Origin of the sequence: Stutzerimonas stutzeri SDM-LAC (genome assembly GCF_000235745.1) — a bacterium.
Classification (GTDB): domain Bacteria; phylum Pseudomonadota; class Gammaproteobacteria; order Pseudomonadales; family Pseudomonadaceae; genus Stutzerimonas; species Stutzerimonas stutzeri_H.
Window position 1 is genome coordinate 41,094 of the sequence record NZ_AGSX01000043.1, and the last position, 24,789, is coordinate 65,882.

Annotated in this window: 21 protein-coding genes and 1 riboswitch; of the genes, 10 read left to right on the top strand and 11 right to left on the bottom strand. The window is 61.6% G+C overall.

Translation table 11 applies throughout. The annotated features are described in order from the left end of the window. The first annotated feature begins 146 nt into the window (after positions 1-146). The 5 genes from PSTU_RS0104240 (at position 147) to adeC (ending at position 7,273) form a co-directional block, all read left to right on the top strand. Positions 147-701, top strand: coding sequence for a cytochrome b (locus PSTU_RS0104240; protein WP_019339799.1), 555 nt, complete (start codon positions 147-149; stop codon positions 699-701). A 24-nt stretch (positions 702-725) separates the two neighbouring features. Next, complete coding sequence (locus tag PSTU_RS0104245; RefSeq protein ID WP_019339800.1) at positions 726-1,301, top strand: YceI family protein; 576 nt, start codon at positions 726-728, stop codon at positions 1,299-1,301. Between the two features lie 243 nt (positions 1,302-1,544). After that, positions 1,545-2,705, top strand: coding sequence for an efflux RND transporter periplasmic adaptor subunit (locus PSTU_RS0104250; RefSeq protein WP_019339801.1), 1,161 nt, complete (start codon positions 1,545-1,547; stop codon positions 2,703-2,705). A gap of 6 nt (positions 2,706-2,711) precedes the next feature. After that, positions 2,712-5,846 carry an efflux RND transporter permease subunit gene (locus PSTU_RS0104255; protein WP_019339802.1) on the top strand — a complete coding sequence of 1,045 codons (3,135 nt, stop codon included), beginning with the start codon at positions 2,712-2,714 and terminating at the stop codon, positions 5,844-5,846. Beyond that, a complete protein-coding gene (gene adeC, locus PSTU_RS0104260) occupies positions 5,843-7,273 on the top strand; it encodes an AdeC/AdeK/OprM family multidrug efflux complex outer membrane factor (protein WP_019339803.1) in 1,431 nt (476 codons plus the stop codon). The genes PSTU_RS0104255 and adeC overlap by 4 nt, the downstream gene beginning before the upstream one ends. A 104-nt stretch (positions 7,274-7,377) precedes the next feature. On the opposite strand, the gene PSTU_RS0104265 is transcribed toward adeC, so the two are convergent. From PSTU_RS0104265 to PSTU_RS0104280, 4 genes are all read right to left on the bottom strand, one after another. Next, positions 7,378-9,186: a DEAD/DEAH box helicase gene (locus PSTU_RS0104265; RefSeq protein ID WP_019339804.1), complete on the bottom strand. Its 1,809-nt coding sequence runs from the start codon at positions 9,184-9,186 to the stop codon at positions 7,378-7,380. Positions 9,187-9,422: 236 nt separating this feature from the next. Beyond that, a complete protein-coding gene (gene metF / locus PSTU_RS0104270; protein ID WP_019339805.1) occupies positions 9,423-10,277 on the bottom strand; it encodes a methylenetetrahydrofolate reductase [NAD(P)H] in 855 nt (284 codons plus the stop codon). Between the two features lie 117 nt (positions 10,278-10,394). After that, positions 10,395-11,804: an adenosylhomocysteinase gene (gene ahcY / locus PSTU_RS0104275; RefSeq protein ID WP_019339806.1), complete on the bottom strand. Its 1,410-nt coding sequence runs from the start codon at positions 11,802-11,804 to the stop codon at positions 10,395-10,397. Positions 11,805-11,827: 23 nt separating this feature from the next. Next, a riboswitch (S-adenosyl-L-homocysteine riboswitch) is annotated at positions 11,828-11,979 on the bottom strand. A gap of 93 nt (positions 11,980-12,072) precedes the next feature. Beyond that, a complete protein-coding gene (locus PSTU_RS0104280; protein ID WP_019339807.1) occupies positions 12,073-13,326 on the bottom strand; it encodes a cation:proton antiporter in 1,254 nt (417 codons plus the stop codon). A 154-nt stretch (positions 13,327-13,480) separates the two neighbouring features. Here PSTU_RS0104280 and PSTU_RS0104285 point away from each other — a divergent pair, with 154 nt between their 5' ends. Both PSTU_RS0104285 and PSTU_RS0104290 read left to right on the top strand, forming a co-directional pair. Further along, positions 13,481-13,915: a hypothetical protein gene (locus PSTU_RS0104285; protein WP_019339808.1), complete on the top strand. Its 435-nt coding sequence runs from the start codon at positions 13,481-13,483 to the stop codon at positions 13,913-13,915. 72 nt (positions 13,916-13,987) lie between these two features. Further along, entirely contained in the window at positions 13,988-14,437 is a 450-nt protein-coding gene (locus tag PSTU_RS0104290; RefSeq protein WP_019339809.1) for a c-type cytochrome, read from the top strand. 21 nt (positions 14,438-14,458) lie between these two features. On the opposite strand, the gene PSTU_RS20440 is transcribed toward PSTU_RS0104290, so the two are convergent. The 3 genes from PSTU_RS20440 to PSTU_RS0104305 form a co-directional block, all read right to left on the bottom strand. Next, positions 14,459-14,839, bottom strand: a complete 381-nt coding sequence (locus tag PSTU_RS20440) for a DUF1090 family protein (RefSeq protein WP_019339810.1) — start codon at positions 14,837-14,839, stop codon at positions 14,459-14,461. Positions 14,840-14,898: 59 nt separating this feature from the next. Next, complete coding sequence (gene ligB, locus PSTU_RS0104300) at positions 14,899-16,572, bottom strand: NAD-dependent DNA ligase LigB (protein WP_019339811.1); 1,674 nt, start codon at positions 16,570-16,572, stop codon at positions 14,899-14,901. 68 nt (positions 16,573-16,640) lie between these two features. Next, positions 16,641-17,972 carry a ferric reductase-like transmembrane domain-containing protein gene (locus PSTU_RS0104305; RefSeq protein ID WP_019339812.1) on the bottom strand — a complete coding sequence of 444 codons (1,332 nt, stop codon included), beginning with the start codon at positions 17,970-17,972 and terminating at the stop codon, positions 16,641-16,643. A 146-nt stretch (positions 17,973-18,118) separates the two neighbouring features. On the opposite strand from PSTU_RS0104305, the gene PSTU_RS0104310 reads away from it, so the two are divergent. Then, positions 18,119-19,048, top strand: coding sequence for an ABC transporter ATP-binding protein (locus PSTU_RS0104310; protein WP_019339813.1), 930 nt, complete (start codon positions 18,119-18,121; stop codon positions 19,046-19,048). After that, positions 19,045-19,806 (top strand): ABC transporter permease, encoded by a 762-nt coding sequence (locus PSTU_RS0104315; RefSeq protein ID WP_019339814.1) that lies wholly within the window; start codon positions 19,045-19,047, stop codon positions 19,804-19,806. The genes PSTU_RS0104310 and PSTU_RS0104315 overlap by 4 nt, the downstream gene beginning before the upstream one ends. 85 nt (positions 19,807-19,891) lie before the next feature. Here PSTU_RS0104315 and metK read toward each other — a convergent pair whose 3' ends face one another. From metK to PSTU_RS0104335, 4 genes are all read right to left on the bottom strand, one after another. Continuing rightward, positions 19,892-21,082, bottom strand: coding sequence for a methionine adenosyltransferase (gene metK, locus PSTU_RS0104320; protein ID WP_019339815.1), 1,191 nt, complete (start codon positions 21,080-21,082; stop codon positions 19,892-19,894). Positions 21,083-21,096: 14 nt separating this feature from the next. After that, a complete protein-coding gene (locus tag PSTU_RS0104325) occupies positions 21,097-22,098 on the bottom strand; it encodes an ArsR/SmtB family transcription factor (protein ID WP_019339816.1) in 1,002 nt (333 codons plus the stop codon). Positions 22,099-22,176: 78 nt separating this feature from the next. Then, positions 22,177-22,779, bottom strand: a complete 603-nt coding sequence (locus PSTU_RS0104330; RefSeq protein ID WP_019339817.1) for a LysE family translocator — start codon at positions 22,777-22,779, stop codon at positions 22,177-22,179. Next, positions 22,776-23,672, bottom strand: a complete 897-nt coding sequence (locus PSTU_RS0104335) for a TauD/TfdA family dioxygenase (RefSeq protein WP_019339818.1) — start codon at positions 23,670-23,672, stop codon at positions 22,776-22,778. Before PSTU_RS0104335 ends, PSTU_RS0104330 begins: the two co-directional genes overlap by 4 nt. Positions 23,673-23,832: 160 nt before the next feature. On the opposite strand from PSTU_RS0104335, the gene PSTU_RS0104340 reads away from it, so the two are divergent. After that, the gene (locus PSTU_RS0104340; RefSeq protein WP_085990175.1) at positions 23,833-24,753 is read left to right on the top strand and encodes a LysR substrate-binding domain-containing protein; all 921 of its coding nucleotides are present in this window, start codon (positions 23,833-23,835) and stop codon (positions 24,751-24,753) included. Positions 24,754-24,789: the final 36 nt, after the last annotated feature.

Sequence of the window (24,789 nt, forward strand, 5' to 3'; positions counted from 1 at the left end):
GGCGCAGCCTAGCAGAAACCGGCCTGCGGTCTGATTGGCGGAGGTGATCTATCTACCAGGCCGATATTTTGAAACGAAAAAATGCGATTCATTTCGATCTGTTAGCCGTTAGGCTAAGCGCGTTCATCAACTCGGGACTTTTAACAATGCGATGGCGAAACACTTCCAGCAACTACGGTCTGGTCAGCATCACGATGCACTGGCTGGTAGCGGCTGCTGTGGTTGGGCTGTTTGCGCTGGGCTATTGGATGGTCGGGCTGACCTATTACAGCAGCTGGTATCGGACTGCACCGGACATACACAAGAGCGTCGGCCTGCTCCTGCTGGCGTTGATGGTCTTGCGCGTTGTCTGGCGATTCCTCAACAGCGGCCCAGCGCCCGTCCCGAACCATAGTCGAATAACGCGGCTGGCGACCAAGGTCGGTCACGGTGTTCTTTACCTTGGCCTGTTCGCGGTGATGATTTCCGGCTACCTCATATCCACGGCTGAGGGTCGTGGTATCAGCGTGTTCAGCTGGTTCGAAGTGCCTGCGCTGATCACATCGATTCCGGACCAGGAAGACATAGCCGGCCTGCTCCACGAATACCTCGCTTGGGGGCTGGTGATTCTCTCCGGTCTGCATGCGCTGGCGGCTCTCAAGCACCATTTCATCGATCGCGACCCGACGCTCAAGCGAATGATCGGACGCGCCGATGCCTGACAAACCTCGAAAAAGGAAAATTAAATGTTGAAGAAACGCTTTGCTGCACTGGCCCTGGGCTCGATGATGCTTGCTGGTCAGGCGCTTGCCGCTGACTACGCGATCGACACCAAAGGCCAGCATGCCTTTGTCAATTTCAAAATCAGCCACCTCGGTTACAGCTGGCTGTGGGGCTCCTTCAAGGAGTTCGACGGCAACTTTAGCTTCGATGCGGCCAAGCCGGAAGCGAGCAGCGTGAAGGTCACCCTGCAGACCGACAGCGTTTTCTCCAACCACGCCGAGCGTGACAAGCATCTGCGCAGCGAAGATTTCCTGAACGTCTCTGAGCACCCAACGGCGACCTTCGAGTCCACATCAGTCAAGCCAACCGGTGACGGCACTGCGGATATCACCGGCGACCTGACGCTAAATGGTGTTACCAAGCCCGTGGTCATCGCGGCCAAGTTCCTCGGTGAAGGCAAGGACCCATGGGGCGGCTACCGTGCAGGCTTCGAAGGTACGACGACGCTCAAGCTGAAAGATTTCGACATCAAGATGGACCTGGGTCCAGCTTCGCAGACTGTTGATCTGATCATCTCGGTGGAAGGTGTGCGTCAGTAACCAAACGCAGTTCATCGGGCGCCGGCGTAAGCCGGCGTTCTGGTTTCTGCGCCCAGCTACCGTCGTTCTAGAGAAGCCGGGCTGCTTACTCGAATGGCTTGTGCAATGGGCACAATAGAGCACTGGAGAGCTGATCGACTGTTTACAGACAGTCTTGAATGTAAGTATATTCCTCGCATTCTGCCATTCGAGTCCGCCCGGGCTGTTCTGCTCTGGGCTACCTGTTCAATGAGGTCGCTTTCGATGTCTATAAAGTCAGCCCGTGCTGCTGTGCTCAGTTTCTCTATTGCTGCGGCGCTGCTCAGCGGTTGCCAGGAAGAACAAGCGGCGGCGCCGGCAGAGCAGCCGGCTCCTCAGGTAGGCATTGTGACGCTCGGCGCCGAGCCGTTCGAGCTGACCACCGAACTGCCGGGCCGAACCACAGCTTTCCGTGTCGCCGAAGTCCGTCCGCAGGTAAACGGGATTATTCACAAGCGCCTGTTTAACGAAGGCAGCGAAGTGAAAAAGGGGCAGCAGCTCTATCAGATTGATCCGGCGGTCTACGAGGCGACCTTGAAAAGCGCTCAGGCGAAGCAGGTCTCGGCCAAGTCGTTGTCGGATCGCTATGCGTTGCTGGTCGAGGAGCAGGCGGTGAGCCAGCAGGCCTATGATGAGGCTCGGGCCGCGTCGCTGCAGGCGCAGGCCGAGCTCGAACGGGCGAAAATCGATCTGCGTTATACCAAGGTGCTCGCGCCCATCTCCGGACGCATCGGCCGCTCTGCCGTGACGGAGGGTGCGCTGGTCAGCAATGGTCAGGCGCAGGAACTGGCGACTATCCAGCAGCTTGATCCGATCTATGTCGATGTGACCCAGCCGGTGCAGGATTTGATCGCCCTGCGGCGTGATCTGGAAAGCGGCCGGCTGCAGCAGGCCAGTGACAGCGCGGCGAAGGCTCGGTTGATCCTTTCAGACGGTTCCGAGTATCCGCATGACGGTACGCTGGAAGTTGCCGAGGTGGCCGTGGACGAAGGGACGGGCTCGGTCACCATCCGCGCCAAGTTCCCAAACCCTGAAAAAAACCTGCTGCCCGGAATGTTCGTCCATGCGCGGCTGCTCGCAGGTGTGCGTGAGCAGGCCTTGCTGGTGCCTCAGCAAGGCGTGACCCGTAACGCTCGTGGCGAGCCGACGGCGATGGTTGTTGGTGCCGACAATAAGGTCGAACTGCGCAAGATCAAGACCGAGCGGGCAGTGGGCAATCGCTGGCTGGTCAGCGAAGGTCTGCAGCCGGGTGATCGCTTGATTACCGAAGGCCTGCAGTTCATTCGTCCGGGTGTCGAGGTCAACCCGCAGCCAGCCGGTAATGTCCGGCAGGCCGCGCAGAGCGATGCCCAGGCTGGCACAGCCGCTGCTGGCCAAAAGGAATAACCAGACATGTCCAAGTTCTTCATCGATCGGCCGATCTTCGCCTGGGTGATTGCTCTGGTGCTGATGCTCGCCGGTGCGCTGGCGGTCCTTAATCTGCCAGTCAACCAATATCCGAGCATCGCACCGCCGAACGTATCGATATCGGTCAACTATCCGGGCGCCTCGGCGCGGACCGTCCAGGACACCGTCGTTCAAGTCATCGAGCAGCAGCTCAATGGCCTCGACGGGCTGCGCTACATCTCCTCGGAAAGCAACTCCGATGGCAGCATGAGCATCAACGTGACGTTCGAGCAGGGCACCAACCCTGACATCGCCCAGGTGCAGGTCCAGAACAAGCTGCAGCTCGCCACGCCGTTGCTGCCCCAGGCAGTTCAGCAACAGGGCATACGTGTGTCGAAATCGGCACGCAACTTCCTGATGGTGGTGGCGCTGGTGTCGAAGGATGGACAGCAGACCAACTTCGACCTGGCCAACTACATCGTCGCCAACGTGCAGGACCCGATCTCGCGCACGCCGGGTGTCGGTGACTTCCAGGTGTTCGGCGCGCAGTACGCCATGCGCATCTGGCTCGACCCGGCCAAACTGCAGCAGTACCAACTGACGGCAGTGGACGTCCGGTCCGCGGTACAGGAGCAGAACGTTCAGGTTTCATCCGGCCAGCTCGGCGGCTTGCCGGCTGTAGAAACCCAGCAGCTCAACGCCACGATCATTGGCAAGACGCGTCTGGAGACGCCGGAGCAGTTCGAAAAGATTTTGCTGAAGGTCAATGCTGACGGATCACAGGTACGCCTGCGCGATGTCGCAAAAGTTGAACTCGGCGCCGAAAGCTATGCGATCCGCGCCGAATACAACGGCCGGCCAGCCGCGGGATTGGGGATACGCCTTGCCGCCGGCGGCAACGCACTCGATACCGCAAATGCGGTGCGCGAAACCATTTCCGAGCTGGAGCCTTTCTTTCCGCCGGGCGTCGAGGTGGTTTACCCCTACGACACCACACCGGTGATCTCGGCGTCCATTGAAGGCGTTGTGCATACGCTGTTGGAAGCCTTCGTACTGGTCTTCCTGGTGATGTTCCTGTTCCTGCAGAACCTGCGGGCGACGCTGATCCCGACGCTGGCTGTGCCGGTGGTGATTCTCGGCACCTTCGCGGTCCTGCTGACATTCGGATACAGCATTAATACGCTCACCATGTTCGCCATGATTCTGGCCATTGGCCTGCTCGTGGACGATGCGATCGTAGTGGTGGAGAACGTCGAGCGGGTGATGCGCGAGGAGGGGCTTTCCGCACGGGAGGCGACGCGCAAGTCGATGGGGCAGATCCAGGGCGCGCTGGTGGGTATCGGCGTGGTGCTTTCCGCCGTGCTGTTGCCGATGGCGTTCTTTGGCGGCTCCACCGGGGTTATCTACCGGCAATTCTCGATCACCATCGTCTCGGCCATGGTGCTCTCGGTGCTGGTGGCGCTGATCTTCACCCCGGCGCTGTGCGCGACCATCCTCAAGCCGCATAGCGGCGATCACGAGGGTAAGCGCGGTTTCTTCGGCTGGTTCAACCGTACCTTCGAGCGCGGCACACTGCGCTACGAGCGTGGCGTGGTTGCTGTGCTGCGGCGCAAATTGCCCTACCTGCTGATGTACCTGCTCATCGTGGGCATCATGATCTGGATGTTCACGCGTATCCCTACTGCGTTCCTTCCAGAGGAAGACCAGGGTGTGCTGTTCGCACAGGTTCAGACACCGGCTGGATCGACCGCGAATCGGACGCAGGAGGTCGTCGAGCAGATGCGCGATTATCTGCTGACCGAGGAAAGCGAGACGGTCCGCTCGGTATTCACCATTACCGGCTTCAACTTTGCCGGCCGTGGCCAGAGTTCAGGCATGGCCTTCATCATGCTCAAGCCCTGGGAAGAGCGGACCGAGCCTGGGCAGGGCGTATTCGACCTGGCGCAGCGTGCGCAGGGCTACTTCTTCAGCCTTCGTGACGCCATGGTGTTCGCCTTCGCGCCGCCTGCGGTCATGGAGTTGGGCAATGCCACCGGTTTCGACGTGTATCTGCAGGATCAGGCTGGGCTTGGTCACGAAGCGCTGACCAAGGCTCGCGACCAGTTCATGCAGCTCGCCTCAGAGGACCCGACGCTCACCGGTGTTCGCTTCAACGGGATGCGTGACGAGCCGCAGTATCGGCTGATCATTGACGATGAAAAGGCGCGTGCGCATCAGGTTTCCCTGGCGGCGATCAACGATTCACTCTCCATTGCCTGGGGCTCAAGCTACGTCAATGACTTCATTGATCGGGGGCGGGTCAAGCGCGTCTACATGCAGGGCGAGCCTACCTCGCGGATGAATCCGGAGGACCTTGGAAAGTGGTACGTGCGCAATGCTGAGGGCGAGATGGTGCCGTTCACCGCCTTTGCCACGGGTGAGTGGACTTATGGCCCGCCAAAGCTGACGCGTTTTAATGGCGTGCCGGCGATGGAAATTCTGGGCGCGGCTGCACCAGGTTACAGCTCCGGTGAGGCCATGGCAGCGGTTGAGCGGATCGCCGAGCAGTTGCCGGCGGGCATCGGTTACTCATGGACGGGCCAGTCTTATGAGGAACGTTTGTCCGGGTCACAGGCGCCGGCGCTCTATGCGTTGTCGCTACTGGTAGTATTCCTTGCCCTCGCGGCACTGTACGAAAGCTGGTCGGTTCCGCTCTCTGTCATGCTGGTTGTACCGTTGGGCATTGTCGGCGCGCTGGCCTTCACCATGGGCCGCGGATTGTCCAACGACGTCTTCTTCCAGGTCGGGCTGCTTACCACGGTAGGCTTGTCGGCACGTAACGCGATCCTGATCGTCGAGTTCGCCAAGACCCTGCATGAGCAAGGCATGACACTGACCGCTGCTGCGGTTGAAGCCTGCCGTATTCGTTTGCGTCCTATCGTGATGACGTCCCTGGCGTTCATGCTCGGCGTGCTTCCGCTGGCAATCTCCAGCGGGGCGGGCGCAGGCAGTAAGCATGCAATCGGTACCGGCGTGATCGGCGGCATGCTCAGCGCCATGGTGTTGGCGATTTTCTGGGTGCCGCTGTTCTATGTCCTGGTGTCTTCCCTGGGTAAGCGCAAGAAAACCGTCAGTGACGAGCAAAACGGAGAGGCGCAATGAACAAGTCACTACTGAGCCTGGCGCTGTTGGCAGCGCTGAGCGGCTGCTCGTTGATCCCCGATTACCAGCGGCCTGACGCACCTACAGCGGCGAGCTGGCCTGAGGGTGAGGCGTACATCGGCTCTGCCAGTGCGGCGAAAGGGCCGCAGATGGAGATGGACTGGCAGACCTTTTTCAGGGATCCCGCGCTGCGTCAGTTGATCAGCGTGGCGCTGGAGAACAACCGTGACCTTCGTGTCGCGGCACTGAACGTCGATGCCTATCGCGCGCTTTACCGCGTACAGCGAGCCGATGTGCTGCCGGTGGTAAGCGGCGATGCAGCCGGCAATCGCACTCGAACGCCGGGTGATCTCAACCAGACGGGCGAAAGCGCCATCAGCAGCCAGTACAGTGCGACGCTCGGAGTGTCCTGGGAGCTCGATCTGTTCGGGCGTCTGGGCAGTCTGCGCGAGCAGGCATTGCAGGAGTACTTCGCCACGGAGGCGGCGCAGCGGAGCGCGCAGGTCAGCCTGATTGCCAGCGTGGCTAATGCCTGGCTGACCTTGCAGGCCGATCAGGCTCTATTGCTGGTGAGCCGCGACACGCTTAAGGCCTTCGAAGAAAGCCTCTCGCTCACTCAGCGCAGCTTCGATGTTGGCGTAGCCTCAGCACTCGAACTAAGCCAGGCGCGCAGCGCGGTCGATACCGCACGGGTAGGGATCGAGCGTTACACCCGCCAGGTGGCCCAGGATCGAAACGCCCTGACGCTGCTGCTTGGTCGCAATATTCCGTTGGAGTTGCCGGCTGATGGTCGGCTGGAGCGCGACCTGTTGGCGGCGGTTCCGGTGGGGCTGCCGTCGGACCTGCTCTATAAACGTCCGGACATCATTCAAGCTGAATACCAGCTGCGTGCCGCCAACGCGAATATCGGTGCGGCGAGGGCGGCATTCTTTCCACGCATCAGCCTCACCGGTGCGGTGGGTACTGCGAGCAGAGAGCTGTCCGGGCTGTTCGATGGCGGCTCCAGCTACTGGAACTTCGCCCCGAGCATCAGTGTACCGATCTTCAACGCCGGGCAGCTGCGTGCCAACCTCGACTATGCCGAGATCAGTCGCAACATCCAGGTGGCGCAGTATGAGCAGGCAATCCAGACAGCCTTCCGTGAAGTGGCGGACGGACTGGCCGCGCAGGCGACTTATGTTCGCCAAGTGCAGGCTCAGCGCGATCTGCTGGAGACCAGCGAGGACTACTACCGCCTTGCCGAACGCCGCTACCGCACCGGTGTGGACAGCTACCTGACCCTACTCGATGCACAGCGGCAGCTGTTCGAAGTTCAGCAGCAATTCATCAGCGACCGACTGGCGCAGATGGTCAGCGAGGTCGAGCTGTTCAAGGCATTGGGCGGCGGTTGGGATGCCCAGACCGAGGCTATCCCAGGGCAGGGTTGAGGATGCTTAACCGCGCTTGCCGTCGTTCGATGGTGTTCTTGCCGAGCTAGTGCACAAACAACAACGCCGCCTCTGAGGGCGGCGTTGTTGTTTGTGCTGCATTTTCAGCGATTGCGGGTCAGCAATGCCGGCTTCTCACCGCGAGGCTTGGTCGGAAGCTGCTCCAACTGATCGAGGCTGGGCAATCGATCCAGCTTCGACTCCTTGTGGATGATGACCGGCTGCTTTTCCTTCGGCTTCTCCGCCATGTCTCGACGAGCGCCACCGTTGCCACCGTCGATGCGGCGTCCTTCATTCTTGCGGCGTGGCTGACCGCCACGGGTCGATTGCCCCTGGCGCTTGCCTTTGCCCTGAGCGCCGGTGCCGCTGCGCGGCGCTGCCGCGGCACGTGGTTGGCCACCGGGTTGAGCTGGGGCGCCGGGGCGGCGGCCACGTCCCTGCTTGTTCTGGTACGGGCTGACGTAGTCGATGCTGTTACCGAAGTTGTCGACTTCATCATCGAGAAACACTTCCGGATCGCGATCATTTGGCAGGCGAGGCGGACGGCTCACTGGCGCCCCAGCCGCCTGCTCTGTCGCGCCCTGCGCAGGACGCGCATTGCGCGGCTTGTTGCGTCCACGACGGTTGCGGTCGCCCGCTTTCGGCTCGCCGGCTGCAGCTTCGGTGGTTTTCGCGGCGCGCTCGCCCCGAGGCTTACGTTCACTGTTGCGGGCAGGCCGCGGCTGGCGTGGCTCACGAACTTCGGGCTTTTCCGCCTCGATGGTGCTGGCATCGAAGCCCATCAGATCGCCGTCCGGGATCTTCTGCTTGGTCATTCGCTCGATGCCCTTGAGCAGCTTTTCCTCGTCGGGAGCCACCAGCGAGATGGCCTCACCGCTGCGTCCGGCACGGCCGGTACGACCGATACGGTGAACGTAGTCTTCCTCGACGTTCGGCAGCTCGAAGTTGACTACATGGGGCAGCTGATCGATATCCAGGCCGCGTGCGGCGATATCGGTGGCGACCAGGACACGTACCTGGTTGGCCTTGAAGTCGGCCAACGCCTTGGTGCGCGCGTTCTGGCTCTTGTTGCCATGAATCGCGACCGCCGGCAGGCCATGCTTGTCGAGGTATTCAGCCAGGCGGTTGGCGCCATGCTTGGTGCGGGTGAACACCAGCACCTGTTCCCAGGCGCCCTGAGTGATCAGGTGGGCCAGCAGGGCGCGTTTGTGCGAGGCAGCTAGGCGGAATACCCGTTGCTCGATACGCTCGACCGTCGTGTTCGGCGGGGTGACCTGGATTTTTTCTGGCTCGTGCAGCAGCTTGCTGGCGAGATCGGTGATGTCCTTGGAGAAAGTCGCCGAGAACAGCAGGTTCTGGCGCTTGGTCGGCAGCTTGGCCAGCACCTTCTTGACGTCATGGATGAAGCCCATGTCGAGCATGCGGTCGGCTTCGTCGAGCACCAGAATTTCGACATGCGACAGGTCGACGGCTTTCTGGTTGGCCAGGTCGAGCAAGCGGCCAGGGCAGGCGACAAGCACATCAAGACCCTTGGCAATCGCCTGGACCTGCGGATTCATGCCGACGCCGCCGAAGATGACGGCACTTTTCAGCGGCAGATCGCGGGCGTACAGCTTGAAACTGTCATGAACCTGGGCGGCCAGCTCGCGTGTTGGCGTCAGCACCAGTACGCGCGGCTGTCGTGGGCCGTGGCGGTGTTCGCGATCGGGATGGCCACCCGGGAAGAGGATTTCGAGAACGGGGAGCGCGAAACCACCGGTCTTGCCGGTTCCCGTCTGTGCGGCGACCATCAGGTCGCGGCCTTGCAACACGGCGGGGATGGCCCGCTGTTGCACCGGTGTAGGCTGGGTGTAACCGGCGGCCTCGACGGCACCGGCCAAAGCCTCGGAGAGACCGAGGGAAGCAAAGGACATGAGTAATCCTGTCTTGTATAGGGCGATGCCCTGGGATGGTCATGCCTGGCTCGAATCGCGACTGGCGTGCGATCCCGTCCGGTCCTGCCGCATTGGAAGATGCTGACATCCGGGCGTAAGCCTGGCGGAAGCGCGGAGTATAACAGAGCCTGTTACCACCGCATTGGTAGGACAGTGTGGCAGTTCGCAGGTTCATTGACCAGCTCCCTGTTTCTGCAGGGAGCCGGATCGATGATTCAGCGGGTCAGCTTGAGGTTGTTCCAGATCGCCAGGCTGGGTTCGGCCTGGTTCAGGGTATAGAAGTGCAAGCCCGGCGCACCGCCGGTCAGCAGCTCCTCGCACATCTCGCTGATTACCTGCTCGCCGAAGGCCTGGATGCTTTCCATGTCATCGCCATAGGACTCCAGCTGCTTGCGCACCCAGCGCGGGATTTCCGCACCGCAGGCATCGGAGAAGCGCGCTAGCTTGCTGTAGTTGGTGATCGGCATGATGCCCGGGACGATCGGCGTCTCTACGCCCAGCTTGCGCACGCGCTCGACGAAGTAGAAGTAGCAGTCGGCGTTGAAGAAGTACTGGGTGATGGCGCTACTAGCCCCGGCCTTGGCCTTGCGCACGAAGTTGGCCAGGTCGTCCTCGAAGTTGCGCGCCTGCGGATGCATCTCCGGGTACGCCGCGATTCCAATGTGGAAATGATCGCCCGTTTCGCTGCGAATGAACTCCACCAGCTCGTTGGCATAGCGCAGCTCGCCGCTGGCCATGCCCATGCCGGATGGCAGATCGCCGCGCAGCGCAACGATGCGTTTGATACCGGCGTTTTTGTACAGGTTCAACAGCTCGCGCAGTTCCTGTTTGCTATCGCCGACACAGGAGAGGTGCGGTGCGGTCGGCACATTCACTTCGCCGTCGAGCTGCAGCACGGTGTTCAAGGTGCGGTCGCGGGTCGAACCACCCGCACCGTAAGTGCAGGAAAAGAAGTCCGGCTTGTATTCGGCCAGCCGGCGCGCGGTGACCATCAATTTTTCATGCCCAGCGTCGGTCTTGGTGGGGAAGAACTCGAAGCTGATGGCGGGTTTCGATTGGGGTTTGCTCATGACAAATCCAGGGGCTGTCGGACAGCACGCTGCCCGAGACTTCCTTCATCGACAAAGGCTGGAGACTAGCGGCTGGATCATTTCGTCCAGCCTCCAGCCTTCCGGCCTCCGGCGGTCTTAGTAGCGGTAAGAGTCTGGCTTGAACGGACCTTCGACTTCCACGCCGATGTACTCGGCCTGGGTCGGCGTCAGACGGGTGATGACACCACCGAAGCCCTTGACCATTTCGGCTGCGACTTCCTCGTCGAGCTTCTTCGGCAGCACCATCACGGTGACGTTCTTGGTCTTCTCGACGACCGGCAGGTCAGCGAACTTCTCGTTGAACAGGTGGATCTGCGCGAGCACCTGGTTGGCGAACGAACCGTCCATGATTCGGCTCGGGTGACCGGTGGCGTTGCCCAGGTTCACCAGACGGCCTTCGGCCAGCAGGATCAGGTAGTCGTCGTTCTGTGCATCGAAGCTGCCAGCGCCAGTGCGGTGGATCTTGTGCACCTGCGGCTTGACCTCTTCCCAGGCCCAATTCTTGCGCATGAAGGCGGTGTCGATCTCGTTGTCGAAGTGACCGATGTTGCACACCACGGCGCGCTTCTTCAGGCCTTTCAGCATGCCGGCGTCGCAGACATTGGCGTTACCGGTGGTGGTGACGATCAGATCGATCTTGCCCAGCAGTGCGGTGTCGATACAGCCGTCAGTACCGTCGTTGAGACCGTCCTTGTAGGGGGAGACCAGCTCGAAACCGTCCATACAGGCCTGCATCGCGCAGATTGGATCGACTTCCGAGACCTTGACGATCATGCCTTCCTGGCGCAGCGACTGCGCTGAGCCCTTGCCCACGTCGCCATAGCCGATCACCAGGGCCTGTTTCCCAGAGAGCAGGTGGTCGGTAGCGCGCTTGATGGCGTCGTTGAGGCTGTGACGGCAGCCGTACTTGTTGTCGTTCTTGCTCTTGGTGACCGAGTCGTTGACGTTGATCGCCGGGATCTTCAGGGTGCCTTTCTTCAGCATGTCCTGCAGGCGATGCACACCGGTGGTGGTTTCTTCGGTGACGCCGTGAACACGCTCCAGTACCTGCGGGTACTTGTCATGCAGGATCTGGGTCAGGTCGCCGCCGTCGTCGAGGATCATGTTGGCGTCCCACGGCTGGCCGTCCTTGAGGATGGTCTGCTCGATGCACCACTCGTATTCTTCTTCGGTCTCGCCTTTCCAGGCGAAGACCGGGATGCCGGCGGCGGCGATGGCGGCGGCGGCCTGATCCTGGGTCGAGAAGATGTTGCAGCTGGACCAGCGTACTTCGGCGCCGAGGGCGGTCAGCGTCTCGATCAGCACGGCGGTCTGGATGGTCATGTGGATGCAGCCGAGGATTTTCGCGCCTTTGAGCGGCTGCTCGCCGGCGTACTTGTGGCGCAGGCCCATCAGGGCGGGCATTTCCGATTCGGCGATGATGATTTCGCGGCGACCCCAGTCGGCCAGGGAAATGTCGGCGACCTTGAAATCGTTGAAACCGGCAGGCGTCATGACAGCGCTCATTGAAGAGTTCTCCATTCGTTTTGTGCGAATGGGCGCCGTTGATGCGTATGGTTAACGCCCTGTCCGAGCCTGACAGGTGATACCTGATTGGGATCTGCTGCGGCGCGACAGATAAGCCGCGTGGCTTGCTAGATCCAAAACAGGCTTTCGCCCTGCTGCAGCGCCCCTCGGACAGGTGGCGGGCACGGCCGAACGGTGTCGGCAGTGTGAAGCCCGGCGATTATAGCTGTGACTGCGGGCAATCCCAAGCCCGGCGCAGCGCTCTCGGTCAGTGAACGTCGCTGCGCGCGCGAGTGCAGATCTGGCGGACCAGCCGCCCGATACTCAATCCCTGGACCAGAATCGAGAACAGCACGATCAGATAGGTGATGTTCAGGAGCAGATCGCGCTCGTCACTGGCTGGCAGCGCCAGCACCAGCGCCACCGAAATCCCGCCTCGCAGCCCGCCCCAGGTGAGGATGCGCACCGTGCCGTTGGGCAGTGCGCGGCCCATTTTGCGCAACAGGAAGGCTGCGGGGCCGACCGCCACCAGGCGGGTGCCGAGGATGAGTAGCGTCACGCACAGCGCAATCAGCAGGTAATGCGCGCTGAATGGCAGCAGCACCAGCTCCATGCCGATCAGTACAAAGAGCACCGCGTTGAGGATCTCGTCGAGCAGCTCCCAGAAGTTGTCGAGGTTCTCCCTGGTGTGATCCGACATCGCGTGCTGCCGACCCTGGTTGCCGATGATCAGCCCTGCTACCACCATGGCGATGGGGCCGGAGACGTGCAGGTGTGTGGCCAGGGTATAGCCGCCCAGGACCAGCGCGAGGGTCAGCAAGACCTCCACCTGGTACTGATCGATGCTCTTGAGCAGGGCGAAGGTCAGAGCGCCAAGCAAGGCGCCGAGCAGGATGCCGCCGCCGGCTTCTTCGAAGAACAGCCAGACGGCCTCGCCAGCGCCCGGGGCTTCGCCGCGCGCCAGCACGCCCAGCAGCACGGTGAATACCACCACCGCGACGCCATCGTTGAAGAGTGATTCGCCGACAATGGTGGTCTCCAGTGCCTTGGGCGCACCGGCTGAACGCATGATGCCGAGCACGGCGATGGGGTCGGTTGGCGAAATCAGTGCGCCGAACAGCAGGCAATAGAGCAGCGGCGGCTGCTGTCCGAAAAGATCAAGAATCCACCAGCTGCCGAAACCGATCACGGCAGTGGAAAACAGCACCCCGACGGTCGCCAGCAGGCCGATGGCCCAGCGGCGGGCGCGCAGGTCGGCCAGGTTGATGTGCAACGCGCCGGCAAAGAGCAGAAACGACAACATCCCATCCATCAGCAGATGGTTGAAGTCGATCCGGCCAACCAGGGTTTCGATCTGCGCTTCCAGCCGCGGCAGGCCCAGCATGGTCAACCCATGCAGCAGGAGCGAGAACACCAGCGCCGTGGCCATCACACCGATGGTTGGGGGCAAGCCGATGAAACGGTAGTTGAGGTAGGCGAGCAGCGCTGTGAGGCTGATGAAAATGGCCGAAAGTTCGAGCATGGGGTCCTCAGGTCAGCGTTCATGGGATGCAGAGTGGACTAGGTCGCGGTGCAAATGGTGCCAGGCGAGTCGCGAACTCAGCCAAGGGCAGGAGGGTCGTACCTTAAGGTTCGGTGAACCTCGCCGGGCGAATGACCCCTCAGGAGCTGCCAACATGAACCTCTTGTTTCGTTCCGTTCTGCTAGCCATTGCGGTCGGGTTGAGCCTGCCGGCTGCCGCCAATTCCTGCTATGTCAGCGCCGAAACCTCCGGCGCGGTGCCGCCGCCGGTGGTGACCGAAAAGTGTTTTCGCTACGAAGGCATGGAAGACAACGACATCGACTGGGTCTGCCAGAACAACGAGGCGGTGAAGAACTCTCGCCGTGAGATTCTCGACAGTTGCCCGTCCGGCCATTTCGGGGTTTGTACGGCACCGTTGACGCCCGCTACGCTAGCCAACGAGCGAGCCACCGGTAGTCAGGCCAACAGCACGCCCGCGCCGACCACGGTGCCTGAGCAGGCGCGAATCGTCACTTACCACTACAAGGCAACAGATCAAGCCCAGGCCAAGATCGACTGCGAATCCGCAGGCGGTGAATGGTCGCAATAGAGGGGCGCGGTTTGGTGATACGGCTGGCAGGGGCGATAATCGCCGGCCGTTTGTATTCCGAGTGGTCGAACCATGAAGTTGTTGCCGTTGAGTGTGTCGCTGGTCGCCATGTTGGCGTTGTTGGCTGGCTGTGATCGCATCGATCCCAATTCGCCACTCGGCAAACGCAAGGCCATCTACCAGCAGATGCTCGACGTCAAGGAAGACCTGGGCGGCATGCTCCGCGGGCGCTTGCCGTTCGACCCGGAAGGCTTCACCAGCGGTGCGGCGAAGCTTGATCAGCTGTCGCGTCAGCCTTGGCAACATTATCCGGAGGTCAAGGAGGCGCAAAGCGACGCCCGTGACGACGTCTGGCAACAGCAGGAACGGTTCAAGGAGATGGCCCGTGAGCTTGAATCCCGAACTGCCGCGCTGGTTGCCGCGACCACACAGGGGCCGGTGACGCCCGAAAGCATCGCGCCGGCGTTTCAGCAGGTAGAAGACGCGTGCGAAGCGTGCCACCAGGAATTTCGCGCCTATTGATAGAGGCGGTGCGCTACGCCGTCAGTGCTTGGCTGCCTCCAGTTGCTTGCGGGCATGATCCAGGCGCCGCTTGCTCACTTCAATCACCTGCGGATCACCCGTCCCCAGTGCCTCGCGCAGCTGCGCCTCGCGTGTCGTAGCCAGACGCATCGCCCGTTCGATCTCGGCGTGGTTGGGCTGCAGCGGGACCACGCCCTGGCAGCGCTCGGTCAGGTTTTGTAACTGAGCCTCCAATAGCGCTCGTTGACTGCTGTCGCCCTTCAGGCGCGCGTCCTTGATTTGCTGGCTGATGCGCTCGCGCTGGTCGCTGCAGGTGGCATCCGTCTCTGCGGCAACCGTTGCTGGCTGGGTGCCGCAAAGACAGAGCAGCATAAAAGTGACGAGATTGTGCTGACCGGCCATGCACAGGTCCTTTTTCTTGTTGTGATGTCATATGACTGGAGGCGAGCGGTGAAGTGCCGCTAAAAGCCGACAATCCCGACCTCATGCAGCTGCTGACGCAGCCGGAGTACCTCCGGTGCCCTGAAGAAGGCTTGCAAGTGCTGGGCGCGTGTTGCGCCAATACCGGGTTCGGCCTGCCATTGCGCCAGGCTGATGTTGGTCAGCGCGTGCCAGTTCTTAGCCTGTATGGCATCAGCCCCAGGTGGCGCGCCGAGCGCCCGGAGCCAGCTGTCGAGGGGACGCGTGCGTGCCAGCTGGAAACTGGCGATCAGGCTGCTGGCGCTGGCTTCGCCGATACCCGGAACCTGTTGCAGCCGCCGCTGATCGAGCTGCAGCCAGTCAAGCAGATCGACGACCAGCCCAGACTCCACCAGAGCCTGCCAGGTCCCCGAACCCAACTGTGGCAGGTCGAGACCGTGCTTGCCGCTGAGCCAGACGAGCCGTGCGACAAACTGCTGTTCGCAGCCGGGGCTGGCTTGCCAGCAACTGAGAAAATGGTAGTCGCTCGGCTTAGGCGCCTCGACTCGCCGCCGTTGCTGCATGCGCCAGACGACATGCTCGAAGCGCGGAATAGTCAGGCCCGCCAGGGCGATGGCGACCTGATCGTCTGGCCGTACGTCTTCCTGCTGCCAGCGCCTCAGGGAACCGAGGCTGACGCGGCTGACAAGGCGGTCATCCAGCTGTACCGGCTCCAGCTGCAAAACCGGCGTGATCCTGCCGCTGCGACCAATGTTGAACGTGACCTCGCGCACCCGGGCGACCGCTGTACGCAGCGGGTATTTCCAGGCGACCGCCCAGTGCGGTGGTTGCGCCTGCCACCGGGAAGCGTCCGGCCGTTGGCCTTGGCGCAGCACGATGCCATCGCTGGCGAACGGCAGTCGGTGGCGAAACCAGTAATCGCGCCAGTGCCCGGCTTGCTCGGCGGTCTCCAGCGGTCGGGTCAGTGCGGTGCTGTCGCCGAAGCCCATTGCGACCAGGCCCGCGAGGCGTGCCTGCATGTCGGTTGGACCGTTGGGCCAGTCCCAGACGAACAGGCCGATCTGTGTCGCTGTCGCCTCATCCAACACCTGCCTCGCCATCGCTCCGGCGACACGGCTGCGCGCGCCGGCGCTGCCGGCTTTGGCCTGGACATGCGCCTGCAGGCGCCAGTACAACTCGCCTTGCAGGATCAGCTCTTCGCTGACCGGGAGTTGAAGCGGTATGGCCGGTAGCGTCCGGGCCCGGTCGGTCCAGTCCTGCCCGTGGCTGCCATTGCCGCGGCTCACCATCCGGACCAGCGAGCCATTCCGGTAGTGCAGCGTCACCGCGACGCCATCCACCTTTGGCTGCATCCAAACGTCCGAGCGAGTCGCGAGCCAGTCCTTGACCGCCTCGGCGTCTGCGAGCTTGGCCAGCCCGGTCTGGACGACTGGATGGGCAACGGGGCCGTCGGCGCCGTCAAGCGGGTCTGCTTCTGGCGCTGTGCTGATTGCGACAAAGCAATCTCGCCACTGCTGCAGGCGCTGTCGAGTCTGGTCATAGATTTCGTCGTCGACCAGCGAGACGCCGCGCCGATGATAGGCGTCGTCCCACTGCGTCACTTGATGGGCCAAGGCTGCGATTTCGGTTTCGGCGCGGCGGTTTGGCCAGTCGGGGCAATCGGCCATTACCAGGGAGGAGAGGGTGCAGAAAGTGAGCGCGATGAGGCGTTGCATTGATAGAGCATCCTTGCTCGTTGGGGGCAGAACCCATTCTGCCCAGTTGGTGCGGCTCGGGCCGTGCGCTAACGCATGTTGAACAGTTCCTGATGGAAATCGCCGGCTGGCAGGCCGTGCTCGGTCAGATCCTGGCGCAGTTCGCTGCCGAAGCGCGCCGGCCCGCAGAACCAGACGTCACGTTGCTGCCAGTCCGGAATGACCTGGCGGACCTGGCCAGGCGTGAGCCGGCCCTGCTCCGCTGCCACCTGTACGTGCAGGCGTATTCGCGCGGACCCTGCGAGCGCTTGTAGCTGCGCGATGAAGCGTTGGTCCGGTGCGCTGGTGCAATAGAACAGATCGATGTTGTTGTCCTTGTCACTGCTCGCCAGCGCCTGCAGACGACTGATAAAGGGGGCGATGCCGATGCCTCCCGCTACCCAGATCTGCCCCGGCTTATGTCCGCGGAAGTCAAAGCAGCCGTAAGGGCCTTCCACCGTAACTGCATCGCCGTTGTGTAGGGTTTGCGGCAAGCGACGGGTGTAGTCCCCGAGTCCCTTGATCGAGAAGGAGAGCTTGCCGTCGTTCTGCCAAGCGCTGGAAAGGCTGAAGGGATGTGGTCCTTCCTGTTGGTCAAAGCTGGCAAAGGCGAATTGTCCGGGTTTGTGACCGGGCCAGGGCCCTTCCAGCGCCACATCCACACGCAGGACCTGGTTGTCGGGGTGATAGCTCAGGCCATCGACGTGGCCGATGACCTGATGTGCACGCCCGACCTGACGCAGCAGCGAGACACACGCAGCGAGGCCACCAGCAATAAGCAACACGGCCATCACCGCCCCCAGCGCTGACGGCCAATAGGCGGGCGGCATCAGCACAAGGCTGTGCACAACGAGCACCAGATAGACCAGTGCCAGCCACCGATGTGTTTTGAAGAACCAGCGGTACGGAAACTGTTTGATCAGGGCGAGAACGATCAGTAACGCCGCCAGATCGAAAGCCCATTCGCCGATGTCCTCAGCGAACCCCCGCTGTGCATGTAACCAGCCGAGCAGGCCGTTCTCGGCCCGGTCGGCGCCGCGTCGAGCAGGGCTGGCGAGCCAGCCAAATTTCACCAGCCATTTGGGGATCTGCGCCCAGCCCCAATGCACTGCTGCGATCACCAGGACGGCGATGCCCAGCCATTTGTGCAACCGGTAGCTCTTGTCCAGGCCACCCAGCAGGCGCTCCAGCCACCGGGGGCGGATGGCGAGGTAGATCGCCACGCTCATTGCGGCGATGGCAAGAGCGCCACTGTAGTGAACCATGTCTGCACGCAGCGGCCAGAAACGGGAGTAGTCGCCAGGGATGACGCTAGCTGTGGTGAGCCAGAGAAGGGTCACGCTTATGAACAGCGTGACAAAAGCCAGTCTGATCCGCTGCATGCGGTGCCACTCCTGCTGTGATGACATGCGCAGCATGCGCTTGCGATGCAGCAGTGAGCATGATCGGTATCAACGGCATTGATTAGTGAGCTAACCAGCAGCACCGTACAATCGTCAGCCAACTGTTTTTGCGGAGTGATTCATCAGTGCAACCCGTGATCACCATCGAGCACCTGACCAAGACCTACGCTTCAGGGCATCCAGCGCTTAAGCAGATTGACCTAGAGATCCACAAAGGCGAGATCTTTGCGCTGCTCGGCCCTAACGGCGCCGGCAAGACCACGCTGATCAGCATCATCTGCGGCATCGTCAACCCCGGCAGCGGACGCGTGCTGGTGGATGGGTTCGACATCATCAGCGACTACCGCGCCGCGCGCTCGAAGATCGGCCTGGTGCCGCAGGAGTTGTTCAATGAAGGCTTCGAAAGTGTCTGGGCCACGGTGCGCTTTTCCCGCGGGCTGTTCGGCAAGGCGCCGGATGACGCCTATCTGGAAAAGCTGCTGCGAGATCTGTCGCTGTGGGACAAGAAAAGCGCGCGGATCATCGAGCTTTCCGGTGGCATGAAACGCCGGGTAATGATCGCCAAGGCCCTGTCTCACGAGCCGAGCATCCTGTTTCTCGATGAGCCGACCGCGGGCGTCGATGTCGAGCTGCGCCGGGACATGTGGGAAATGGTTCGCGGCCTGCGCGAGCGCGGGGTGACCATCATTCTCACCACCCACTACATCGAAGAGGCCGAAGAAATGGCCGATCGAATCGGGGTGATCAGCAAGGGCGAGATTATCCTGGTGGAGGACAAGAAGGCCTTGATGCAGAAGCTTGGCACCAAGCAGCTGACCCTGCATCTGCAACGGCCGCTTGCGGAAATCCCCGCGGAGCTGGCCAGCTATCCGCTTGAACTCGTCGACTCAGGGAATCAATTGGTGTTCACCTTCGACGCCCAGCACGAGGACACCGGCATCGCCGACCTGCTCAGGCGTCTCGCCGCGCACGGCATCGATTTCAAGGATCTGCAATCGAGTCAGAGTTCGCTGGAAGAAATCTTCGTCAGTTTGGTAAAGGGCAGCCGCACATGAATTTCCACGCAATCCGCGCCATCTACCTGTTCGAACTGGCGCGCACCTGGCGCACGCTGTTGCAGAGCATCGCTACACCGGTGATCTCAACTTCGCTGTACTTCGTGGTGTTTGGCTCGGCCATTGGCTCGCGTATGGAGGCGATGCACGGCATTCCGTACGGCGCGTTTATCATTCCCGGCCTGATCATGATGGCGCTGCTGACCGAAAGCATCTCTAACGCCTCGTTCGGTATTTACATGCCGCGTTATTCAGGGACGATCTACGAGGTTCTGTCGGCGCCGGTTTCCTATCTGGAGATCGTCATCGGCTATGTCGGCGCGGCGGCGACCAAGTCGATCATTCTGGGGCTGGTGATTCTGCTAACTGCTCGATTGTTCGTCGATTACGAAATTGCCCACCCGTGGGTGATGGCGCTGTTCCTGGTACTGACGGCGGTGACCTTCTGCCTGTTTGGTTTCATCATCGGCATCTGGGCGGACGGGTGGGAAAAGCTGCAGATTGTTCCGTCACTGATTGTCATGCCGCTGGCTTTTCTGGGTGGCAGTTTCTACTCGATCGAGATGCTGCCGCCGCTGTGGCAGAAGGTCACTTTGTTCAATCCAGTGGTGTATCTGATTAGCGGCTTCCGCTGGAGTTTCTATGGCGTCTCGGACGTCAATGTCGGGATCAGCCTGGCGATGACGCTGGGCTTCCTGGCGCTGTGTCTGGGCTTGATCTGGTGGATTTTCAAGACGGGTTACCGGCTGAAGAACTGAGCCTGGCCGTCTTACGGCTACGTACTCATCGCAAAAAAAGCCCCGCTCAGCTCTCGCTGGCGGGGCTTTTTGCTGCGGTCTGTACTTACAGGCCAGCAGCCGCGCGCAAGGCGTCGGCCTTGTCGGTCTTTTCCCAGGTGAAAGCGGTGAAGGTGTCGCCACCAACCGTCATTTCATAGGGGTCACGGCCAAAGTGGCCGTAGGCCGCGGTGGCCTTGTACATCGGGTGCAGCAGGTCGAGCATGGTGGTGATCGCGTAGGGACGCAGATCGAAATGCTCGCGCACCAGGGCAACGATCTTCTCGTCGCTGAGCTTGCCGGTGCCGAAGGTGTTGATTGAGATCGAGGTCGGCTGGGCCACGCCAATGGCGTAGGACACCTGGATTTCGCAGCGATCGGCCAGGCCGGCGGCGACGATGTTCTTGGCCACGTAACGACCGGCGTAGGCGGCCGAACGGTCGACCTTTGACGGGTCCTTGCCGGAGAATGCGCCGCCGCCGTGACGGGCCATGCCGCCGTAGGTGTCGACGATGATCTTGCGTCCGGTCAGGCCGCAGTCACCCACCGGGCCGCCGATGATGAACTGGCCGGTCGGGTTGATGTGGAACTGGGTGTCCTTGTGCAGCAGTTCGGCCGGGATCACGTGCTTGACGATCAGCTCCATCACCGCGTCCTTGAGGTCGGCATGCTTGACCTCAGGGTTGTGCTGGGTGGACAGGACGATGGCGTCGATGCCGACCACCTTGCCACCTTCGTAACGGCAGGTGACCTGGCTCTTGGCATCGGGGCGCAGCCACGGCAGCAGGCCGTTCTTGCGGGCTTCGGCCTGGCGTTCGACCAGTGCGTGGGAGAAGCGGATCGGGGCGGGCATCAGTACGTCGGTTTCATTGCTGGCGTAGCCGAACATCAGGCCCTGGTCGCCAGCACCTTGGTCTTCCGGCTTGCTGCGGTCGACGCCCTGGGCAATGTCAACTGATTGCTTGCCGATGATGTTGATGATGCCGCAGGTGGCGCCATCGAAACCGACGTCCGAGCTGTTGTAGCCGATGTCGATGATGACATCGCGCACCAGTTGCTCCAGGTCGACCCAGGCGCTGGTGGTGACTTCACCGGCAACGATGGCGACGCCTGTCTTGACCAACGTTTCGCAGGCCACGCGGGCGTGCTTGTCCTCGGCGATGATGGCGTCCAGCACCGCATCGGAGATCTGGTCGGCAATCTTGTCCGGGTGCCCTTCGGACACGGATTCGGAGGTGAAAATCGAGTATTCGCTCATCTATCGGTTCCTAATTACCGGTGGGTGAGTCGGCTGTCAGCGGCGAGCCGGGAAAAGTACCGGGTCTGGATCTGAAAACCGTTCTTCAAGCCAATGTAGAGGCTCTCGCCGGGCGTGAGCCCCGCGGCATCGGCCCAACGGGCCAGATCATCCTGTTCGAAGCCCAACCACAGATCGCCGCAGGCCTCCTTGGCCCAACTCTGGTTGTGGCTGCACAGCTCGGTGATCAGCAGGCTACCGCCCACGTTCACCAGCCGCGCCAGTTGCTTGAGTGCTTCACCCGGCGCGGCCAGATGATGCAAAACCATGTTCAGCACAACGCAGTCGGCTGACGGACATTCGTCCTGTAACGCGTCTGCAAGTTTCAGCTCGACATTTTCCAGCGCGTCCTGCTCGCAACGTGAGCGAGCCAGCTCGAGCATTGCCGGGCTGTTGTCCACCGCGACCACGCGAGCGAAGCGATGGGCCAACACGGGCAGAAAGCTGCCGTCGCCAGGGCCGACTTCGAGTGCTGTGGAATCCGAGGACAGATTCAGCGCATCGAGCAGCGCGACCACGCTGTCGTGGTACTGAGGAAGCCCGGCGATCATGTCTTGTCGCGCCTGGAAACTGCTTGCCATTCTTGCGAAGAAGTCTTCGCTGGCTGCGCTGCGTTGGGCATGCACGGCAGCGATGCGCCCTTGTACATCAAACGGCAGGCTCAACTGATCGACCTCTTCGAGCAGGGCAGCCTGCAGCTTGCCACCAAGGCTATCGAGTTGGGGCAGGGCGCGGCGGTAGAAGATCGCGTTGCCTTCCCGGCGCGTCGCCAGCAGGCCGGCCTGGGTCATTACTTTGAGGTGATGGCTGATGCCGGACTGGCCGATGGCAAAAATCTGCGCCAGTTCGAGTACACCGAATGAGTCGTTGGCCAGCGCGCGCAGCACGTTCAGACGCAGCGAATCGCCGCCGGCCTTGCACAGGGCGGCGAGCTGATCGCTGTCGTCGAAAGATATCTGGGGAATGCGCAGGCTCATAGGCAGCGCAGTCTAGTCGCTCGATTTTCGTCCAGCAATGCCAATATCAAAAAGTTTTGATATTGGACAAGCAGCGCTTTAGCTGATCAGGCTGTTGATGCCCATGCCGCAGGACACCAGACCCAGGGCCAACAGAAAGAAGTTCGGCAGCAGATCGAGCAGTCCCTGCAGACGGTCATTGCTCGACAGTTGGCGTGACACCAGGCTGTAGGTGATCAGGATCGAGATGTCGACCAACGCCCAGATGGCGATCAGCGCTAGCGCCTGCGGTGCGAAGGGTTGCGCCGGCAGAATGAAGCCCGGCAGAAAGGCGAGAAAGAACAGGATGTCCTTGGGGTTCGATAGTCCGACCGCCATGGCTCGCCAGAAGTAATGTGCCTGCGAGCGCGGCAGTTCCCTGGCTTCCCCACCGCCGCCACACAGGCCATCAGCGCCGAGCCAGATCAGGTAGAGCCCGCCGAGCACCTGGCCCCATTCTAGAATCACAGGTTTCAGGTCCAGGGCCAGGTAGATCACCATCAGCGCAGCGATCAACAGCATCTGCGCCGAAAGCACACCGCCGAGAATGGTCCAGGCCGGCCAGCTGCGTCGGGCGTCAGCGACAACCAGCGCGACGACCGGGCCAGGGGAGGCGATCAGCAAGGCGACCGCGGCGGCAAAGGCGAGATAGGTGGCGTTCATAGCTCGGTTACCAGTTCGAAGATGCGCGATTGCTTGCCCAGCCTTTCGGTGTAGAAGCGCAGGTTGCAGCTGGCGAAGGTGCGCTGCATCCAGCGGTCGCTGCCATCGAAACGGGCGGTGAAGGGGCTGCGTGCGTGCGCGGTGCGGCGGTTGTCGATGATCAGCAGGTCGCCGCGGCTGAGCCGCACCGGCTCGACCGCGTCCCAAGCAACGGCGCGCAGTCGGTCCAGCGCCTGCTGAGCCCGATTGCTGTAGGCGACCATGAATTGCGGATCGAAGCGCAGGAAAGGCGCGTCAGGGTCACCGTACAGCACCGTCTGATGCTTGTTGATGTCGATGCGCTGGTTCTTTTCGCTGGGGCCGTAGTCGGAGAGAAAGTTGTAGGGCTCGTTGAGAAAGAACGCCTGATCGTCATAGGAAAGTCGTTCGAGGATGCGTTCTACCGAAGCGATGTAAGTTACGGCTTCGGCAGCCGGGTCTTGGCGCAGGCAGAGCAGCAGTAGATAGTCAGGCTGGATCGCGTGGAAGGCATTTTCGGTGTGCAGGTCGAGTTCGGTGTCGAAGCTGTCCGAGGTCGCCGCGCGTGACTGTGTCTGCTGCGGGAAGAAGTTGTTGACGATGCAACCGCCCGATTCCTGCACGTAGCCGATCGGCTCGCCCAGCAAGGCGGTGGCTTGCAGTAGCAGTCGCTCGCTGCGGTCGTCGAGCTTGTTCAGTTCGGTGCGTTTGGCGGGCGTCGGTGGGATCTCGCCGATGTCCGTAATCTGCAGACGGACAAAACCCTTGGTGTTGCCCAATAGCTTGAAGTCGAGGATATCCGCTATCTGCGCCTGACTGAGCCCCCCGTGACGAATACTGGCAGATAAAAGTTGATCGAACTCGCGAGTGGGCATGTCATCCTTCCCTAGCGTTACAAGGCAGAGGCCTCTTATTGAATCGGTGCGAGCACGCGGCGGGCCCGATTGCAGGCGAGTATTGGTGGGCCCTGGAGGGTTGCAAAATGGAAAAAACGGCCATGTCCGATGAGTTTTACTCATGCCAGGGGCCGGCGGCATGACGTTGCGTATGCCGCCGCTTTACGCGCTGCGTGCCTTTGAGGTCGCGGCACGCTTCGGCTCGTTTACACAGGCCGCTGAAAGCCTGTGCATCACCCAGAGTGCGGTCAGTCGGCATGTGAAGACGCTGGAAGAAAGCCTCGGTTGCCCACTTTTCGAACGCCGCGGTTCGCGGTTGGCGCTGACCGATACTGGGCGGCGGCTGGCGCAGGAGCTCAAGGTCGGTTTCCGTACCATCGAAAACGCCTGCATCGCTATCAATCGCCAGCAGGACGCGCTCCGGCTGAAAGCCCCGTCGACGCTGACCATGCGCTGGCTTCTTGGCGCGCTGGAGGGTTTCCAGCTCGACCATCCGCAGGACCGCGTGCAGTTGACCAGTGCCTGGATGGACCTCGATTCGGTGGACTTCCACAACGAGCCTTTTGATTGCGCCATCCTGCTCGGCCATGGCGGGTTCCCGGCGGACTGGAACCGGGTCAAGTTGTTCGATGAGTGGCTGGTGCCGGTCTGTTCGCCGGATTTTCAGAGCGGCTCGCCCTGGACAGCCGCGCGTCTCGCCGATGCAGCGCTGATTCACCCTTCGCGTGACTGTCGGGATTGGCGACGCTGGTTGCAGCGGGTCGGCTGGGTCGAATCAGTCAACTGGCAGCAGGGTAAACTGTTCGACACGCTGGAACTGGGCATTTCCGCGGCGGCGCAAGGGCATGGCATCTCGATCGGCGACCTGGCTCTGGTCGACGCCGAACTGCGCAAAGGCTCGCTGATGCTGCCGTTCGACCAGGCGGTACGCTCCGGCGACAGCTATTACCTGGTCTGGCCGGCGGCCGGTGAAACGCCGCTAGCCCTGACGCGAATGAAGGACTACTTGCTGCAGCATCTGCCGGACATCGCCAGCTGTGGTGTCAGGCTGCTCGGCTAACAGGCAGCGTTGGGGTGGCGTGCCCTTATTCAGTCA

Coding starts and splice junctions, on each gene's coding strand:
- PSTU_RS0104255 (WP_019339802.1), top strand. CDS start 2,712: ATGTCCAAGTTCTTCATCGATCGGCCGATCTTCGCCTGGGTGATTGCT.
- metF (WP_019339805.1), bottom strand. CDS start 10,277: ATGAGCAAACCCCAATCGAAACCCGCCATCAGCTTCGAGTTCTTCCCC.
- PSTU_RS0104315 (WP_019339814.1), top strand. CDS start 19,045: ATGAATTTCCACGCAATCCGCGCCATCTACCTGTTCGAACTGGCGCGC.
- PSTU_RS0104280 (WP_019339807.1), bottom strand. CDS start 13,326: ATGCTCGAACTTTCGGCCATTTTCATCAGCCTCACAGCGCTGCTCGCC.
- PSTU_RS0104240 (WP_019339799.1), top strand. CDS start 147: ATGCGATGGCGAAACACTTCCAGCAACTACGGTCTGGTCAGCATCACG.
- PSTU_RS0104340 (WP_085990175.1), top strand. CDS start 23,833: ATGACGTTGCGTATGCCGCCGCTTTACGCGCTGCGTGCCTTTGAGGTC.
- PSTU_RS0104265 (WP_019339804.1), bottom strand. CDS start 9,186: ATGTCCTTTGCTTCCCTCGGTCTCTCCGAGGCTTTGGCCGGTGCCGTC.
- PSTU_RS0104330 (WP_019339817.1), bottom strand. CDS start 22,779: ATGAACGCCACCTATCTCGCCTTTGCCGCCGCGGTCGCCTTGCTGATC.
- ahcY (WP_019339806.1), bottom strand. CDS start 11,804: ATGAGCGCTGTCATGACGCCTGCCGGTTTCAACGATTTCAAGGTCGCC.
- PSTU_RS0104290 (WP_019339809.1), top strand. CDS start 13,988: ATGAAGTTGTTGCCGTTGAGTGTGTCGCTGGTCGCCATGTTGGCGTTG.
- PSTU_RS0104305 (WP_019339812.1), bottom strand. CDS start 17,972: ATGCAGCGGATCAGACTGGCTTTTGTCACGCTGTTCATAAGCGTGACC.
- PSTU_RS0104335 (WP_019339818.1), bottom strand. CDS start 23,672: ATGCCCACTCGCGAGTTCGATCAACTTTTATCTGCCAGTATTCGTCAC.
- PSTU_RS0104285 (WP_019339808.1), top strand. CDS start 13,481: ATGAACCTCTTGTTTCGTTCCGTTCTGCTAGCCATTGCGGTCGGGTTG.
- PSTU_RS20440 (WP_019339810.1), bottom strand. CDS start 14,839: ATGGCCGGTCAGCACAATCTCGTCACTTTTATGCTGCTCTGTCTTTGC.
- adeC (WP_019339803.1), top strand. CDS start 5,843: ATGAACAAGTCACTACTGAGCCTGGCGCTGTTGGCAGCGCTGAGCGGC.
- PSTU_RS0104245 (WP_019339800.1), top strand. CDS start 726: ATGTTGAAGAAACGCTTTGCTGCACTGGCCCTGGGCTCGATGATGCTT.
- metK (WP_019339815.1), bottom strand. CDS start 21,082: ATGAGCGAATACTCGATTTTCACCTCCGAATCCGTGTCCGAAGGGCAC.
- ligB (WP_019339811.1), bottom strand. CDS start 16,572: ATGCAACGCCTCATCGCGCTCACTTTCTGCACCCTCTCCTCCCTGGTA.
- PSTU_RS0104250 (WP_019339801.1), top strand. CDS start 1,545: ATGTCTATAAAGTCAGCCCGTGCTGCTGTGCTCAGTTTCTCTATTGCT.
- PSTU_RS0104325 (WP_019339816.1), bottom strand. CDS start 22,098: ATGAGCCTGCGCATTCCCCAGATATCTTTCGACGACAGCGATCAGCTC.